The following is a 17,708-nucleotide window of genomic DNA, read 5'->3' on the forward strand; positions in this document are numbered from 1 at the left end:
AACATAGTCCTTCAAGCTTCACCATTGAAAATTCTTCACCAAAAACCTTTTGTATATACGTTTGAGAGAAGTAAAATGTTTTGAAAAATTCACCCTCAAGATGACTTTGTGCTCCGTCTTTTTAAACCGGCGAAAAGCTACTTTAAAATTTCCTTTTAATGCGAGTAAAATTTCCCATGGACAAACTTTTGGCATAATTACCAACGTAACTATTCCTCCGCTCATTAGATTCCTTTTAATTCCATCCACAACGGGTTGCAGGTCAGAAACGCAATTTAAACCTCCGAAATCTGAAAATACTACATCAAAAGGTCCTTCTGAAAATTGCGGGAGTTCGGTATAAGAACATAATTGTGTAGAAATAGAATTTTCAAGATTCAGATCCTTGATCTTTACATTCAAAGCATGGATCATTCCGGGAGCGACATCTGTTGCCAGCGTTTTCATTCCATAGTTCGAAAAAAAGACAGCATCGATACCTGTTCCACAATTCAATTCCAGAATTTTTGCATTAGCAGGAAAGTAGCGAAGACAGTGATCATGAATCCTTTTTCGCATGTACTGCAAAATCAAATTCTCATCTTCGATCTTATCGAACGACGGACTTTGTTTTGTAAACGCTCTTGCCGGACCTTCCTGAATCATATTGGTCTTTTCTTGTCCATTAAACCAAGTTTAAAACCATTAACCAATTTATAAATAGCATGTAAAGGCAAAAGCACACTACTTCTTACTTTAGATCCGGAAATGGTAGAAGGCGAGTTCACCATTTGCGAAAGGGACAATTTTCCTTGTTGCATTCTGAACATTCTGTGAACATACCGTTGAAGAATTTTATAGTAATTTTTTGGAAGATCTTTATTAAACATCAAAGCAAGTTCATCAGAATCTTCCCAATTGGACTTATCACCCAATTTATCTTTTACACTTTCATAAAAAACTGTTCCGGGAAGCGGATAGGAAACTGACACTCCAATATCATCCGGTTTTAATTCTGACACCATCTTCAACGTGAGATTAACATCATCCTTATTTTCTCCAGGATATCCAAATTGCAAAAAGAACGCAGCCTTCACTCCGGCATTCTTCAGTCCAGTTGTAGCTTCACGGATCTGCTTAACCGTAATTCCTTTATCCATTGCATCAAGAATTTTCTGTGAACCGCTTTCTGCACCCATCCATACAATTTCACATCCTGCACGTGCAAGATCAGAAATTGTATTGTCATTCGTAAGCAGATCTGCACGTGACTGGATCTTAAATCTGATTTTCAATTGTGATGCTTCAATAAGATCAGCAAATTCTTTTATCCATCCGGGCTTTAATCCAAAAATGTCGTCGGTCATCCAGAAATGACGCGCACCATATGTCGACTGTAAGAATTTTATTTGTTCGACAATTCTCTGTGGACTGTGCACATTATATCTGTTTCCATAAATTGGTTTTGCACACCAGTTGCAATGAAAAGGACAACCTCGAGTTGTACTAAGGTTGAGTGAAAAATATCCTGAACCAGCATTCCATCGTTCCTTGTACTTACTCATGTTTATCAAATCCCAGGCAGGAGTTGGCAGATCATCAATATTTTTTAAAACATTTCTTTTAGCAGTTTTAAAAATTCCTTTCTCATTTTTATATTGAAGTCCGGCAATAAATTCCGGAGAAAGATCAGAACCGGAAAGATGATCTATCAGTTCACCGAGTGTTTCTTCTCCTTCACCATAAATTATAAAATCAGCTCCGGCAGATAAATATTTTTCTGCATGATCAGTTGAATCACTACTGCTTACAATGACTTTAATATTTCGGGCTTTTGCAAATTGAATCATTTCAAATGCAGCTTCACGCATATTAGTAAGGCACATTTTTGTGAGATAATTAAACCCATCATCATAGATCACAAGATAGTCAGGCTGATCTTTTGCCAAAAATGGAATGATCTCTTCAGCAGAATGAGCAAACATTGAATCGAAGAGTGATACTGAATAGTTTTTACTTTTAAGAAAAGCAGCGGCAGAAAGTGTTCCGAGCGGTGGATATGGTTGTTGCATTTTCCATTGTTTCGGATCAAAACGAAGGAAATAACTATGCGTAAACAGAACTTTTTTCATGTCTCAAAACTATATCATGCTGTTTTTCAAAGTTGCTGAATTTAATATCGAGCTCCCTGAGAATTTTTTCCTGAAACCCATTCGGATGATGTTTGGAGACGTTCTTTTTTGTCCGCATCCGAAGATCAAAAGTTGATGCATCAAAATCCTTGAATTTTTTCTTCCAGTGCTTTAAGGTAAATTTGAAAAAATAATTGTCAATTGCTTCACCTAATGATCCCGAAAATATTTTTTCAAGGAATGATTTTATCCCGGGGAATTTTTCATCGATTAAGTAGTATTCACTTCTCAGTGGAAAATTCGGATAAAATGTTTTACTCCATTTATTTTCCTTCATGAAATTCAAATATTCTGAATAATTGTATACAGGAATGAGATAACTAACTTCTGTTGCAGTAAAAATATTCCTGTCAGGAATAGCTAGCTGATCTTCTGAAACAAAGTAATTCACACAAAAATTCTTTTTCGAATTTAAAAGAAAGAGTTTTTTGTATAAAACTAAAAATGTTCTTGTCAACCAGAGTCTGTTCCGTGAAGTGATTATAAAATAATCGATATCTGAATTTTCATCCATAAAGTTTTTCGAAAGTGATCCGCTGATCGTCACTGCTTTTACAAATGGAAACGATGCGATCAGGCTGCTGAATTTTTTCATCCGGTCAACCATTGTCTTTGCATACTTTTCCCCAGCAATTCTCCTATGCATATTGAATACAGAAGAGGAAACAGAATAATATCCTTCGTGAAAATAAATTTTCTGCTGATCAACTAATTCCAAAAGCACTTCCGCGACTTCATTTTCATCCTTCACTTCTATTTGAATAAGATCTTTGATCTCATTTATTGAAAGCGGATGATTGAAGATATCAAAATAGAGAAGTACACGAATAACTGCTGCTGACATTTCAACATTGAGTTCAGTACTTGTCCGATAAGAACTTGCGGGAGAGGGATTCATCTGGGAGAAAGGAAGTTTAAAGATACTAATTTTCTCTAAACTGTTATTTTAAAAATGTACAGGTTTTCAGTAAGGAATTGTTTGACAGAAACTGCCTTTATTGTAAGCGAGTTTTCTTTAGCTAATCCGAATATCTTAGTGAAATTACAATCTTCCGATAAGACCATATACATTTCAGAGGAAGAATCCATATGCTCTTTACATTGCACAAACAACTTCTGAAAATATTCGAAATCCTTTCCGGCATACCATGCATGATCGGAAGGTTTTCTGGCAACACCAGGATAAAATGGCGGGTTAACAATAAGTATATCAAAAACTCCAGTCTTTACATTTCCAAAAAGGTCTGACTCAAACACCTCAACACTTCCCGGATAATCATTTATTCGTTCTGAATTCAGTGAAACATTCAGTTTTGTATTTTCAATAGCTAATGGACAAATGTCAACTGCAGTAACATTCGCGCCTTCTTTTGCGGCTACTATTGAAATGAGCCCTGAGCCCGAACCTATTTCTATTACTTTCTTTTTAGAAAAATTCATGAATTCCAGAAATTCAAGCATAAAACTTGTGCTACTGAAGAACCTTGGATGAAAAACTCCGGGTTTAATTTTCAAAGCTACATCCTGATATTTGTAATTAGATTCTCTTGATGTGTACCACTCTACAAATGGTTTATAAATAAAATTCAAAATCCTTTTTCAAGAAATCGCACCGGTCTCTTAACTGCCTTCCGCTTCAGAATCTGTTCCATTGTTTTTACTTCTTTCATTTGAATGATAATTGAAAGATTGAATTATACGAACATCTACGAAAGTAATTGTAGCTGAGCGGGAAAAACAGTTGACTGAAACAGAAAATAGAGGGAGTTATTGCTTTAATTCGCATAATTTTTCAATTAAAAGCCTTCAATTTCCGGTTGGCGATACTTCCATAATTTCTGGATGGCTTTGATCTCATATGGGAATGAGTAACCTTGTTTTTGTACCTGAATGCAGAGATCTTTTCAGGATTTTTATCTTAGTATCGTTTAATCGGATGTAAGAATAAGTCGGAAAATAACCGTTCAAAACTGTTTCAAACTTCCGGATATAATCGATCATCTCAGAAGTTAACCAAGGTGTCAGCCGATTTTTGCGAAGATCGAATTTTTCCCATGCCGGTGAGATCCAGTCTTCCAGTTTCTCCGGATAATGAAATCCCGATGCCCGCACTTTTTTCATACAACTCACTTCCTTCGACAGGCACAGGTGAATATACATAAATGATAATTTCCGTATCCGGATTGATCTCTTTGATCTCTCTTATAAACTCAACGTCTCGCTTGATCTGTTTCCACGATTCTTCTTCCGTTTCACCGGGCATACCGAGTACAAAAGAATATTCCGGAATGATATCAAACTTTTTCATTCGTGCAGCGAAGGAGCGGATCTGAGCAGCGCTCTGAGTTCCGCCTTTGTCCATCCGTTTCAGGATATCATCATTCCCTGTTTCTGCTCCGAAGAAAATCATCTTACAACCTGACTCGCGCATGATTGCCAGTGATTTATCTGAATATTTATTTATTGTATCGATGCGGCCTTCGCCCCACCAGATCATGTTTTCTTTTTTGATGAGGTTTGAAAACTCTACCGTTCTTTTTTCTGAAACAAAAAAATTGTTGTCGTGAAATTCAATTGCATTTCCACCAAAAGTATTTTTCAGATAGAGAATATCTTTATAAATTTTCTCTGCTGATTTTCCTTTCCAGCGCGCATTGTATATAGGAACAACTGCGCAGAAGCTGCAGGTAAAAGGACAACCAAAACTGGAATGATATGCAATTGTTTTTGTACCAAGACAAGTCTTTCCAAGATACCTACGCATATCATAAAATCCATTCAACTGTGCATAAGGAAACGAAGGCAAAAGATCCTGATCGTAGATCTCATCTTTTTTTGTTGTAATTAATTCATCGGCTTCATTTTTAAAAATCAGATTTGGTAAAGCAGAAAAATTCCGTGTTCCCGTCTCGAGTTCTTTGAGCAGAGCCGGAAAGACTTTTTCACCGGGACCATTCACAACAAAGTCGACAAAACCGGAATTCAAAACCACTTTAGAATGGTTCGAAGGAAAATATCCGCCCCAGATAATTCTGACTTTTGGAAAAGACTCTCTGACTTTTTTAGAAAAAGGAATTGCCTGCTTAAGTTGTGGTCCGGGCATTACAGTTGATGCAAAGACAAAGAACTCTCCTGAAGCCAGGTATTTTTCAATTTTCGTCCATGGATCAACTTCCAGATTACCGTCAACGATTACCCATTCATAAAGTCCATTTAACGTAGCAGCCACCGACAAAACCGAATTCGGTATCCGTGGTTTTGAATTGGCAGCTCTGGGGTTGAATAAAAGGACTTTTTTCACAGGCGAAAGATATTGGTTTTTTAGGTAACTAAAGTCGTTTTATTTACCTGAAGCAGGTGTACTTCTAGTGGACATTTTAAAAAAACAGGAAATAAAGTAAATTGAAATACTAAGTTTTTGCACAAGAACACGAGTGATAATACTAAACCCGTAGTTCTAAATTAAAACGTTCCCTTCGACTTCGCTCAGGGACCGTGGGTTTTGGGCAGATATGTGAATTTTTGCGAAGAAAATCATTAAATTTGGCCCAAAAATTTTGGGTTTGGTTGTTTTCCCCCCCCTTTGCTAGTTAAATTTTCTTCGCAAAAAATTCACACTACTTATATGACGGTCCCCGGCGAAGTCGAGGCAATAATTTCGAACAACGGGTTAATTAATAATCCTTGATCTTGTGCTGTATTTAGTAATTTTTTGGGGTGAGCTTGTGTTAAAAGATAATACTTAATCTCAGATGAAAAGCATATGTGTTCCTATTCCGCTACCTTGCTTATAAAAGTCGCCGACAGTGATCACATCATTAACATCATCGTAAAGGTCTTCCTTTTTGTAGTGGAACATATCCATAGCTAGTTTGCACGCCCATAGTTTTACCCCGGAAGCAACAAGGATGTCTAGGAATTCATGCACATCAGGCATATCAATTTTTTCCATTTCCTTTTTCATCATTGAGGTTGCAAGTGCTTCCATTCCCGGCAGACCTCCAAGCATTGTCGGCATATGCATAGCAGGATTACCAACAGTTGCAACATGCAGATGCTCAAGTTTTTTCTTGTGGATTGCTTCAAGTCCGACGCATGTACAGAATATTTCCGCTTCAATTCCTTCCATTCTGGCACCATTCGCCAATACAAAGCAAGCATATACATTTTCCAATGTTGCTTTTGATAAGATGATCATCATCTTTCTTATTTCGCCATTAAATTCGTTCATACATTTTAATATTAAAACTCCTGACAATGCTTTTGAATTTCCGGCATTGACATACGGATTTTTTTAAATGATATCCTGCTATTACAGACAACTTGCAGGTTTAGGAATACCTGCGATCTTCGTTGATGTTTTCAACGGTCCTTGAGGAAACAAAGCATAAAATTCTTTAATGTCGACAACATTGCTTTTTCCGATCTTACGGATTGACAATGCAACCTGATTTTTATGTTCTGCTTGCAGATAATTAATAACTTCCCAATGACGATCTGTCAATTCGATGTTATTTTCTTTTGCAATTTCTATAGCGACGTTTTTATCCCATTGACTAAAATCCGTTAAATATCCTTCTGCATTAACTGCGATATTTTTTCCTGCTATTATCTTTTCCATATTTTATATTTTAATTATTAAAATTCTTTACCTGCTTCCTGCATTGTTGCAGAAACGAAAGGTATATGAGTTCCTTTTAGCAACATATTCCAATAGATCCAGCGGAAAGCGAGTTTACCCATGTGGTTCATTCTGCTTTCTTTTAATAATCTCAATGGCCCGACTCCGGGGAATGGGAATGTTCCCTCTACCGGTTCATGACTGTAGTTGAAATCAATCAGCAACGCTTTACCGTGCCCGGTTTCGATGAAACAATTTGCATGTCCATCGAATTCTTCTTTCAGAGGTTCATCATTTATAAATCGCTTTATATTTTCAGTTAAGATCTCCGCTTCAAAGTGAGCAACAGAACCGGCTTTAGAAGCAGGAATATTTGAAGCATCACCGATTACGAAAATATTCTTGTATGCTAAACTTTGCAATGAACCTTTGTTAGTTGGAATGTAATTGAGATCATCGCCTAATCCGGAGCGACCGATCATTTCATCACCTTTGTTTGTTGGAACAGTTACAAGAAGATCGAAGTCAAGTTCTCTTCCACCGTAGTCGATCAGTTTCTTGTTTTCCTGATCGATTTTTTCAACTGCAAAATCACTTTCAATATGAATGCCTTTATCTTTCAGAAGGTGATCCAATGCTTCAGTAGCTTTTGGTTTTGTAAATGCACCACTGAGAGGAGTTACAAAAGTGATCTCCACTTTTTCGCGGATATTTTTATGCTGGAAATATGAGTCAGCAAGAAACGCAAATTCCAAAGGAGCAACCGGACACTTTATCGGCATTTCAACGATGTGGACAAGCATTTTACCGCCCTGCCATTCACGTAATTTATTTCTGAGTGCAAGCGAACCTTCATAAGTATAAAAATCGAAAATGCTTTTATACCATTCGTTGCCGAGCATACCTTCCGTTTCTTCCGGAGCAGTTTTAGCACCTGTGGCAACTATGAGAATATCATAACTGTGATTTCCACCATCGGCCATCTGAACCTTATTTTCGCCGGGAACGATCTTATCGATCTTTCCTTTTATCAATTGAACACCTTTCGGAATAAATTCCTCAATGGTTTTGATGATGTCTTCAGGTTCATAAATATCGAAAGGAAGAAAAAGATATCCTGGCTGATAATGATGTTCAATACGTTCATCAATAATTTTAATTTCCCAATCCGGTTTTTTCAATTCGTGGCGAAGATGGTTTGCCATCATCGTCCCTGCGGTTCCGGCACCTAAAATTAAAATTTGCTTCATAAATCAGGTTTTAGCACTATTGGTTTAGTGAACTAAAATTAGATTTTCAACAAGTATGAGAAAGTGACGGAAATCAGGCCACGAGGTGACATTACGGGGTGACAAAGGTTTCGCCTGAAAATCCACTCGCAACCGGTTGTGCTTTCACCACCAAGGGGCTATATGTCAATAGAGTTTCAAAAGTAGATTCATAAATGTACAATTTAATTACTTTTAGATTATAACTTTTCAATTGCCAAAAGTTTATTCGGTGAGCTAACCTCACCCTGCCAATTTTATTGAAATTACGACAAAAAAAAAATTCATTAAAATCAACCGATAAAACTGAAACGGCAGAAATGAGATCTTCGAATTGACAAAATCAAACACAATCCCACTGAACCCAAATACAAAAAGCGAACAAATGAGAAACGCTATGAAACGCTCATTCTGTTTTTGCAATCCTATTAAAAGTGCAATCGGAAATAACACCAACAATAAATGATAGCTCGCCGATGCAGGAGAAAATGCCAAAGCGAATAATGAGAGGAATACAATTGAATATGAAGGTAGGTCGGAATGATTTCGTAATTTGTATAAAGTATAAATCAGAGTTGAAATTAATGCGAGGAACACAACAGCTTTAAAAATTAACATTCCATTTGGCCAATCAAAAACAGGATTTGGATTGATGATTTCCTCCTTCAAAAACAAATTCAACGCAAGTGAATTCCAGGATTGAAATGCAAAAGCATACGGGTTTTGTCCTTCGAGCTTTCCATTCAAATGATCAAACAAAACGGAATTTATAAAATCATTACACGATTTTATGCCGATAATGATAATTGAAAGTATTACAATTCCAACCAACGAGATTACGGTTGCAACGATTACTTTGAAATTTTTTCTGATCAAATATGCCGGCAATGTTACTATAGGAAAATATTTTATGGCTATTCCGAAAGCCAGTAAAAGTCCCGACCAACCGGATCTTTTTTCAGCCTGAATCCAGGCAAACATCCACATTAAAAGCACCAAAAGGTAAACTTGTCCAAGGTAGAAATTGTTATATAAAGCAATACCTGACAACAAAACAATTGATGCACTTTGCTGCAAATTGAGTTTAGAGATCTTCGAGAAAAGGACAATCACTCCATACAATAAGAGTATATTGATGCAAGTCCAGATTCTCTTTGCAGTGATCGGCTGAAAACCGGCAACCGGCAACATAATAAAAGCAGTTGGCGGCGGAAACGGAGCAAACTTTCCTTCCTGATCTATTCCATAGCTGTGAATCAGATCATTAAAGGTTTTGTTGGAATAAAGACCTGATAAATCCTTGCCCTCGAGTAACAATTTAGATGAAACATAGTAATTAGGGAAATCACTGCGAACATCAGTCATCGCCGGATAAATACCCTTCCAAATTTGAGTTAAAACCAACATTAAGAGGAAAATTCTGCCTGAAACCGAATTTGAGAAAAGCAGATTTTTGAACCACATCATTGGGCTAATTTAGGAGAATTCGGGAAGAGATGTTCGTGAAATTCTGCTAAATTTGCGATGCCTTTTGAAGGTCAAAGGTCAAAGGTCAAAGGTCAGAGGTCAGAGGTCAGAGGTCAGAGGTCAGAAAGGTCAAGGTCAGGTCAATGGTCGCATAGAGTTTGAAGAAAAAAAAGAAAAAGAAAAAAATGTCAAAAGACAGATACCAGTACCACGATTACTATTTTATGGATGAACTTCTTACTGACGAACATCGGTTAGTTCAAACAAGTGTACGCGATTGGGTGAAGAAAGAAGTTTCACCGATCGTTGAAGAAGCATGTCAGAAAGCAGAATTTCCAAAACAGTGGATCAAAGGTCTGGCTGAGATCGGTGCATTCGGTCCATACATTCCTGCAGAATATGGCGGTGGTGGAATGGATCAGATCGCTTACGGTATCATCATGCAGGAATTGGAGCGTGGCGATTCAGGTTTGCGTTCTACTGCATCTGTTCAAAGTTCATTGGTGATGTATCCGATCTACACTTATGGTAGTGAAGAGCAACGCAAAAAATATTTACCAAAACTTGCATCAGGTGAAATGATGGGATGCTTTGGATTGACAGAACCTGATCACGGTTCGAATCCGAATGGTATGATCAGTAACATCAAAGAAAAAGGCGATCATTTTGTATTGAATGGCGCAAAGATGTGGATCAGTAATGCGCCATTCGCAGACATTGCAGTTGTCTGGGCAAAAGATGAGCAAGGAATTGTTCGCGGAATGATCGTTGAACGTGGTATGAAAGGATTTACTACACCTGAAACACATGGCAAATGGTCATTGCGCGCAAGTGCAACAGGCGAACTTGTATTCGACAACGTTATTATTCCGAAAGAAAATATTTTACCGAATGTAAAAGGCTTGAAAGGTCCATTGGGTTGTTTAAATTCTGCACGTTACGGAATTTCATGGGGAGCAATTGGTGCGGCTTTGGATTGTTATGATTCAGCTTTGAGATATTCGCAGGAAAGAATTCAATTCGGAAGACCAATAGGTGGATTCCAGTTGACTCAGAAAAAACTTGCCGAGATGATCACTGAAATTACAAAAGCACAATTGCTTACCTGGAGATTAGGTGTTTTGAAAAATGAGAATCGTGCTACTCCTGCGCAGATCTCAATGGCAAAAAGAAATAACGTGAACATGGCATTGCAGATCGCAAGAGAAGCAAGACAGATTCACGGTGGAATGGGAATCACAGGCGAATATCCGATCATGCGTCACATGATGAATCTTGAATCAGTAATTACCTATGAAGGAACGCATGATATTCACTTGTTGATTACGGGTATGGATGTTACGGGCTTCAATGCATTTGAATAGTTTTTGTTTGTAATTGGTAAATTGAGATTCGTAATTAGAGAATCGTAATTAGAAATAATAAAAAAGCCCGGCGACAATTGATCTCCGGGCTTTTTTTAAATAAGGGTTTTCCATTTTTTCAATATTGACGACCTATCATTTATTTTTCGCAACCATTAATCGTCTGTTCACTATTCCAATTTTTCATTTGGTCACAATTATGTTTTTGGTTTTAAGATAAAATCTACTTTCAATTTATATTATTAGTGATGTAGTTCTCCCAATTAATCTACGTACTATGAAAACCGTACTTTTTATTTCACTTTTATCTTTGGTGGTTGTAAACGAAATCTTCTCGCAGGCGAATTGCTCAAATCCACTTCCAGTATCAGTTTGTCCGGATACATTATTATTGAATCAAACAAATGCAGGTATGGGCGATGATGCACCGGCAGGAATCAATTATACCGGAGAAGATCTGGTTTATAAAATCACTGTTCCGCTTACAACGATAAAAATTTTTATATCAATTGCTAATGCAACAGGGCTGATTCGGTCACGACTTGTAAAAGATAGTTGTACTAGTATTACCGGACCGGGTTTTCCTTTCAATACAGGAACAAATTCATACACTTTTAGTGTAAGCAATTCGACAACATACTTTCTCTGGTTGGATGCAGCTACTACAGTTACCTTTGACATAGGTATCGGAGCCGATACAAGTTCGACAGTTGTTAGCCATCCTGATACACAAGGAGACTGGTTGCCAGATCAATCAGGATGTTTGGTTCCTGTATTTCATCCTGCTAAACCATTCTATCAGGTAAAGTTCAATTCTGTTTTTCAGACTGACCCTATGACTTTAGCGCCACTAAATGTAGCCGGTTCATTTTGCATTAATACAATTCTAAAAAATACAACCGGTGACGAAGGTGTACGAAAATTTGAGTTCTCATTTGGTACCGGCTATATCAACATTCAAGCGCCGGACAGTATTGCAGGAACATACAATACAGGTTACTGGGTAAAATCAGGAACAGGAAATTTTATCAAATATATATTTTATGATGCAGCTTCTACAGGTCGAGGTGATTTTGATGGTTCACCAAATACTTGTTTGAGTTATGAATTTTGTTTTACTCTTATACCAATTTCAAACAGTCCTTCTATTACAGAAGTTGATGTTCAAGTGGAAAGTGATGGATATGGTGCGGCATATTCCGGTAATTTAAATTCGGGATGTTGTCCTGCGTATTTTCCGAATTGCCATTTCAACCTTGGAGGCAGTAGTTCAGGAGTAAACGGTTTCGGATTTGGTGTCAATGATCCCGGCGGTTCACTGCCTGTTGAATTAGTGAAATTTGATGTTGTCGGAGAAAATAATGCTATTCGGATTTCATGGACAACAGCTTCTGAAATAAATAACGATTACTTTACAATTGAAAGATCCAACGATGTAATAAATTGGATAGAAATAGAAAAGACTGATGGAAATGGGAACTCAACACAATATTTGAACTACTCTATCACTGATCTATTTCCTTTAAGTGGCACTTCCTATTACAGGCTTAAGCAAACTGACTTTGACGGCAAAACTTCAGTATTTCCCCCTAAGTCAATTCACTATGATGCAGCAAAAGATTTTGATGTTTTTCCGAATCCGGCAAAAGAAAAACTTATCATAAGAAATTTCTCTGAAGCTGAATGTGAGACGGAATTATATTCTGCAATAGGAATGCAAGTGTATACTCCGTTCTATACAACTTCAAAAGAAAAAATATTTGATACATCACAACTGACATCAGGCATTTACTTTCTGATCATCAGATCAAAAAACGAAATTAAAAAAAGAGAGAGAATTATAATCACTAAATAAACAGATCCGAAGAAACTCTATCTGCAAAATATTTTCCTTTTTCACTTAGAGTAAATACATTTCCATGGTTGAGCACAAGTCCGGCACTTATTTGAGATTCCAGTCTGATTAATAATTCTGAACTTAGATGATCACCAAATTCTTCTTTAACGAAATCCAAATTTACACCCCATCTGGTTCGCATAGAAGTTAAGATGTATTCATTGAATTTATCCTTCAAAGAAAGCTCTTCACTTTCCGCAGGAATTTTATTTTCAGCAAGTGAACGGATGTATACCGGATTATTCGAAACATTCCACTGACGGCTATCGCCATTATATGAATGTGCCGATGGTCCGACACCTAAATACTTTTCTCTCTTCCAATAAGAAGTATTGTGACGTGAATATTTTCCATTGCGTGCAAAGTTGCTGATCTCATAATGTTCAAAATCGTTTTCAGCGGCAGCTTTCATCAGCATTTCAAAATGCAAAGCAGCAGCACCATCATCAATATCCTTAACTTTGTTTTGTTTGATCATCGATGCCAATGCAGTTCTTGGCTCAACTGTCAGCGAGTAACACGACAAATGATCCACACCCAAACCAAAAGCGATCTTCATATTTTCTGACCAATCCTCAGACGAAAGTTCGGGCAAACCGTACATCAGATCAATTGTAATGTTTTCAAATCCCGCTGCCTTCGCATCGCTAACACATTGCAAGGCTTGAACAGCATTATGTGCACGATTCATCAACAACAGATCTTTTTCCCTGAATGATTGTATTCCTATGCTCAAGCGATTGACACCTGACGATTTCAACATCTGTAGTAATTCAATCGTAAGGTCATCGGGATTTGATTCTAAGGTGATCTCTGCATCTGCATCTACTTCAAAATTTTCATTTATTGTATTTAACAAAAGTTGAAGTTGATCTCTATTCAGCAACGACGGAGTTCCGCCCCCAAAATAAATTGTTTCGACTCTTTCTCCTGCTAAATAATTTTTTCGAAGAGTAATTTCCCGGACAATGGATTGAACCATATCATTCATCAAATCACGCGAAGTCGAAAAATGGAAATCACAGTAATGACATGCTTTTTTGCAGAAAGGGATATGTAAATAAATGCCGGACAAAATCTAGTGTGTAGTTTGAGTGTGTGGCGTGAGCAACTCACACCAATCCGAAACCTGCATTCCGACATCCGAAATCATTTCTTCAATACGATCCTGAAAGTCGTTCCTTTATTCATCTCTGAATTCTTCACGAAAATTTGTCCATCGTGATATTCTTCGATGATTCTTTTACTTAAAGAAAGTCCAAGACCCCAGCCTCTGCTTTTTGTAGTGAATCCCGGTTTAAAAATTGTTTTGTATGATGATTTCGGAATTCCTTTTCCCGTATCACAAATATCTATGTAAACAAACTGATGCTGATTTGTGATGTTCACATCAATCTTTCCATTTCCGCTCATTGCATCAATTGCATTCTTCAGAATATTTTCAATTACCCACTCGAACAAAGGCACATTCAATGGAGCCCATACTTCCGTTGCCGGAGTCTTAAGATCGAATATTACCTTATCAGAACTTCTTGTTTTTATGTATTCAACAGAATGTTTCAGGACTTCATGAATATTCACCTTCGTGAGTGATGGAGCAGATCCGATCTTTGAAAAACGTTCAGTGATCGTTTGTAACCGGTTAATGTCTTTCTCAATTTCATTGGTATAGTCGCTGCTCATTCCTTTGAGTCGCAAAAATTCCAGCCATGCAACCAATGATGAAAGCGGTGTTCCTAATTGATGCGCCGTTTCCTTAGCCATACCAACCCAAACCTGATTCTGTTCTGCCTTTCTGGAATTACTGAATGCCAGATAAGAAACGAGTAAGAAGAGTGCGATAACGGCTAATTGAAAATATGGATAATAGCGTAAACGAATCAGCAATTCTGAATCACGATAAAGAATGTATTGTTTGATAGTGCCGATATGGATTTCAATCGGATCGTGCACAGCGCGCATTTCAACGATCTGCTTTCTCAGATATTCTTCGCTCAGCGATTGCAACGAATCAAGGTTCCGGGAAGAGATGGGATTAAATTTATCGTCGGCCCAGATAACAGGAATTGTATTGTTGTTACTGATCACATTCGATAAAAAATTAATATCGGTATTCAACTCGCTCACATCCGCAAGACGGCGAGTTGCTTCTGCCCATAGTTCGATCTTCTTGCGTTCTTCAATTGCAAGTTTATTGACCAAACGATTGGTATACCAAAGGGAAGCGGTGCCGATCATTAAGGCTGCCAGGAGCAGCAATAATTTCCAACGTTGTTTTTGAGTATAAATATTCACGTAAAACTTGGTATTTGAATAATCTCCAGGCACTTACCTAAAGCATTCTCCTGATCCGATTGCGCAAAGATGCGGGAAATTCTTAGAATAGAAAAATCATTCTCCATCTGAACTCCAATCTATCTGCATTTCATCCTTCTTTTTTGGTTTTGAGGTCTTTACAGTGTCTTTTTTAAATAATCCAAACTCTTCCTTTAACATCGATTTCAGGTTCTGACTCTCTTTACTGATCTCTGTTTTGATCTTTTGTCCGGCAGCTTTCCGGTCGTAGGCAAACTTCGGATTGTCAACCGGACCTTTCATGGATAACATCAGCATGGTTCTGCCTAACCCATCATCTTCAATTTCTCCGAATTCTGTTGTGTTAGATCGCATCTTTTTCCCAAGAACATCTGACAATAATAACTGAATATGGTAGTCAACAATATTATCGAAACTATGAGTTCCATTTCCGGAAATATTGATGGCGCTTGATTTGATTTCCATATTCGGAATAAAAATTTTACGGTCCTTGATTGCTATTTTATTCGTCAGTGTCGAAAATTTAATTCTGTTCAGATCGGGCACCTTTATATATTTTGCCAATGCCTGAATCGGAGTGAAATTATTCAGCTCACCATTTTCAATTTTAATATCACAGGTAGAAATAACCCGGGCAGGATTGATCGTAAGATCTTTTGACCACATACTTGAGAATTGTACATCAGCACTCAACACACCTTTCACATTTTTCTCTGTCAAAGTTGTCTGGTCAAAATTTTCAAGTTCATTGAACAGTCGTGTTATGTCGAGGCTCACAAATTTTGCATCGCAATTCATCTGAATACTGTCGCGACGGGATGCATTGATCGTTGCTTCCATCTGAATTTCACCATCCATTGCTTTAAATTTCAATGCACGGCTGCTGATCACCTGACGTTCCATGTGAATATGCCCACGGACGGCTGAAGCCTGAAACTTTCTGAATTGCAAATTACCGATCGATACATTCAGATCACAGGTAAGTCTGGGATTGAATTTCATAATGTATGAAGTATCATCGGGAGAAGTTGTTGTTGCTTTGTTCACCAGGAATTCGTCCATAGCGAGGTTGTTGGAAACAACATCAGCAATAAAATCGCCGGATTGCTCCTTGATGAGGATGAAAGGAATAAAATTCTTGAAAACACCATCAAGTTTAAAATCGGTAGAGGAAATTTTTCCTGACAAATTTTCTATTGCAACGTCTTCATTCTTCAAAACAAAATTTCCACTCATGTTAATGAATGCAAGCGGATTGTTTTTAAGTTTGAAATTAACATGACTGATATCGACATTACCCGAAGCTTTTACTTCATACAGTTTATCTTTGGAAACATTTTGCAACTGACTTAACTTTCCACTGTAATAAACATTCATTGCAAGATTTCCAGAAAGTTGCTCCAATGTATCTGCATTGATAAATGGTTTTACCTGTGCCAGATCCAGTTGAGTTGATGCATGAATGGTGAGAAAAGCATTTTCAAGATCATCAATTCGTAACTCAGCTTTGATCTTATGACCACTTAAACTTGCAGACAATGCGGGAATATTTAAAAAACTTTTCCGGTAGATGATGAATTCCGGTAAGTACCTGAAAAATTTATTGCTGTTAATTCGATCGGATTATTTTCAGGAGAAAGCTTTCCGTCAGCAATGGAAAAATCTACTTTTACATCAGGAGTCTTCTCCCCTGTTGCCTCACCTTTGATCGTAGAATGAAAAACGAAACGACCTTTGCTTTTGAATGTTTTCAGCCTTGCTGAATATGCAGGTGGTAGTAATGAAATGAAAGATGCCAGATCAGCTTCATTGGACTTTACATCAAGGTCAACAAATACAGAATGCGGTGGAGCTTTTATATTTCCATTCAAATCAAATTTTACATCGGCAATCTGGACAAAACTTTTTTCAAAAGTATAAACATCCGTTTTTGTATTTACTTTCAGATTACTTGAGACTTCTACATCTTTCTGATTGATGTAATTTATATTCTTTACCAAGAGTTGATTTACAAATAAACTTGCCGAAGTAGTCAGTGTAAATTCATCACTTGAAAATCTTCCCGACAATTGAGCATTCTTTGTAAAAGCGTTGTAGTCCTGATGATTTTTTTCATCGAAATAAGAAATAGCGACATCCTTAAGAATAATTCTTTGAAGATCGATCACTCCGCCACTTGTTGTATCATCAGTTGTTTTCCAGAATTTATAATTCCCTTTTCCGGCTGTATCAATTCTGATATTCAGGTTACCTTTATCAAAAATGATTTTCCTTACCGTAACGTCCTTATTAAAAATACCTGTAATGTTAAAAAGCAGAGCAAGGCGGTTGGCATAAATGAGTGTATCTTTTTTCTTTGAATCAGTTACATCATAGATCAGAACATCATCCATGTCAATAGAAGCAAAAGGAAAATGGCGGATGACAGAAAAATTAAACTCCTTCACTTTTATCTCAGTAGCCAGATGTTTGTTCAGTTCACCGATGATCAGTTGTTTGATCTCCTTACTGTAAAACATGCTGATCGTGGCTGCCAAAGCGAAAAATCCGATGACAGCAATTGCGATGACTTTTAATAAGACCTTAATTACTTTCATCTGATCA

The 17,708-nt window shown here is 37.3% G+C and carries 14 protein-coding genes and 1 pseudogene; 2 read left to right on the forward strand and 13 right to left on the reverse strand.

All coding sequences use genetic code 11. The annotated features are described in order from the left end of the window. Positions 1 to 18 precede the first annotated feature (18 nt). From IPL24_11435 to IPL24_11475, 9 genes and pseudogenes are all read right to left on the reverse strand, one after another. Positions 19 to 645: a class I SAM-dependent methyltransferase gene (locus IPL24_11435; GenBank protein ID MBK8364257.1), complete on the reverse strand. Its 627-nt coding sequence runs from the start codon at positions 643 to 645 to the stop codon at positions 19 to 21. Further along, complete coding sequence (locus IPL24_11440; protein MBK8364258.1) at positions 642 to 2,111, reverse strand: B12-binding domain-containing radical SAM protein; 1,470 nt, start codon at positions 2,109 to 2,111, stop codon at positions 642 to 644. The genes IPL24_11435 and IPL24_11440 overlap by 4 nt, the downstream gene beginning before the upstream one ends. Then, positions 2,086 to 3,069: a hypothetical protein gene (locus IPL24_11445; protein ID MBK8364259.1), complete on the reverse strand. Its 984-nt coding sequence runs from the start codon at positions 3,067 to 3,069 to the stop codon at positions 2,086 to 2,088. Before IPL24_11445 ends, IPL24_11440 begins: the two co-directional genes overlap by 26 nt. Positions 3,070 to 3,104: 35 nt before the next feature. Continuing rightward, positions 3,105 to 3,761 (reverse strand): methyltransferase, encoded by a 657-nt coding sequence (locus tag IPL24_11450; protein MBK8364260.1) that lies wholly within the window; start codon positions 3,759 to 3,761, stop codon positions 3,105 to 3,107. Between the two features lie 206 nt (positions 3,762 to 3,967). After that, positions 3,968 to 5,472 (reverse strand): annotated as a pseudogene (locus tag IPL24_11455) (B12-binding domain-containing radical SAM protein). A 447-nt stretch (positions 5,473 to 5,919) separates the two neighbouring features. After that, on the reverse strand, positions 5,920 to 6,402 hold the full coding sequence (locus IPL24_11460) for a DsrE/DsrF/DrsH-like family protein (GenBank protein ID MBK8364261.1): 483 nt from the start codon (positions 6,400 to 6,402) through the stop codon (positions 5,920 to 5,922). Positions 6,403 to 6,483: 81 nt separating this feature from the next. Continuing rightward, a complete protein-coding gene (locus IPL24_11465; GenBank protein MBK8364262.1) occupies positions 6,484 to 6,792 on the reverse strand; it encodes a TusE/DsrC/DsvC family sulfur relay protein in 309 nt (102 codons plus the stop codon). 17 nt (positions 6,793 to 6,809) lie between these two features. Then, positions 6,810 to 8,042, reverse strand: coding sequence for an NAD(P)/FAD-dependent oxidoreductase (locus IPL24_11470; protein ID MBK8364263.1), 1,233 nt, complete (start codon positions 8,040 to 8,042; stop codon positions 6,810 to 6,812). Positions 8,043 to 8,303: 261 nt separating this feature from the next. Further along, on the reverse strand, positions 8,304 to 9,377 hold the full coding sequence (locus IPL24_11475; protein ID MBK8364264.1) for a DUF2029 domain-containing protein: 1,074 nt from the start codon (positions 9,375 to 9,377) through the stop codon (positions 8,304 to 8,306). Between the two features lie 335 nt (positions 9,378 to 9,712). Between IPL24_11475 and IPL24_11480 the strand changes: the two genes are divergently transcribed. Then, positions 9,713 to 10,891: an acyl-CoA dehydrogenase family protein gene (locus IPL24_11480; protein MBK8364265.1), complete on the forward strand. Its 1,179-nt coding sequence runs from the start codon at positions 9,713 to 9,715 to the stop codon at positions 10,889 to 10,891. A 277-nt stretch (positions 10,892 to 11,168) separates the two neighbouring features. After that, the gene (locus IPL24_11485) at positions 11,169 to 12,746 is read left to right on the forward strand and encodes a T9SS type A sorting domain-containing protein (protein MBK8364266.1); all 1,578 of its coding nucleotides are present in this window, start codon (positions 11,169 to 11,171) and stop codon (positions 12,744 to 12,746) included. On the opposite strand, the gene hemW is transcribed toward IPL24_11485, so the two are convergent. From hemW to IPL24_11505, 4 genes are all read right to left on the reverse strand, one after another. After that, positions 12,739 to 13,863, reverse strand: coding sequence for a radical SAM family heme chaperone HemW (gene hemW / locus IPL24_11490; protein ID MBK8364267.1), 1,125 nt, complete (start codon positions 13,861 to 13,863; stop codon positions 12,739 to 12,741). The genes IPL24_11485 and hemW overlap by 8 nt on opposite strands. A 74-nt stretch (positions 13,864 to 13,937) precedes the next feature. After that, positions 13,938 to 15,026: a HAMP domain-containing histidine kinase gene (locus IPL24_11495; protein MBK8364268.1), complete on the reverse strand. Its 1,089-nt coding sequence runs from the start codon at positions 15,024 to 15,026 to the stop codon at positions 13,938 to 13,940. Positions 15,027 to 15,179: 153 nt separating this feature from the next. Further along, positions 15,180 to 16,643, reverse strand: a complete 1,464-nt coding sequence (locus IPL24_11500; GenBank protein ID MBK8364269.1) for a hypothetical protein — start codon at positions 16,641 to 16,643, stop codon at positions 15,180 to 15,182. An 11-nt stretch (positions 16,644 to 16,654) separates the two neighbouring features. Continuing rightward, complete coding sequence (locus IPL24_11505) at positions 16,655 to 17,701, reverse strand: hypothetical protein (protein ID MBK8364270.1); 1,047 nt, start codon at positions 17,699 to 17,701, stop codon at positions 16,655 to 16,657. Positions 17,702 to 17,708: the final 7 nt, after the last annotated feature.

This window comes from Bacteroidota bacterium, from assembly GCA_016711505.1.
Classification (GTDB): domain Bacteria; phylum Bacteroidota; class Bacteroidia; order AKYH767-A; family 2013-40CM-41-45; genus JADKIH01.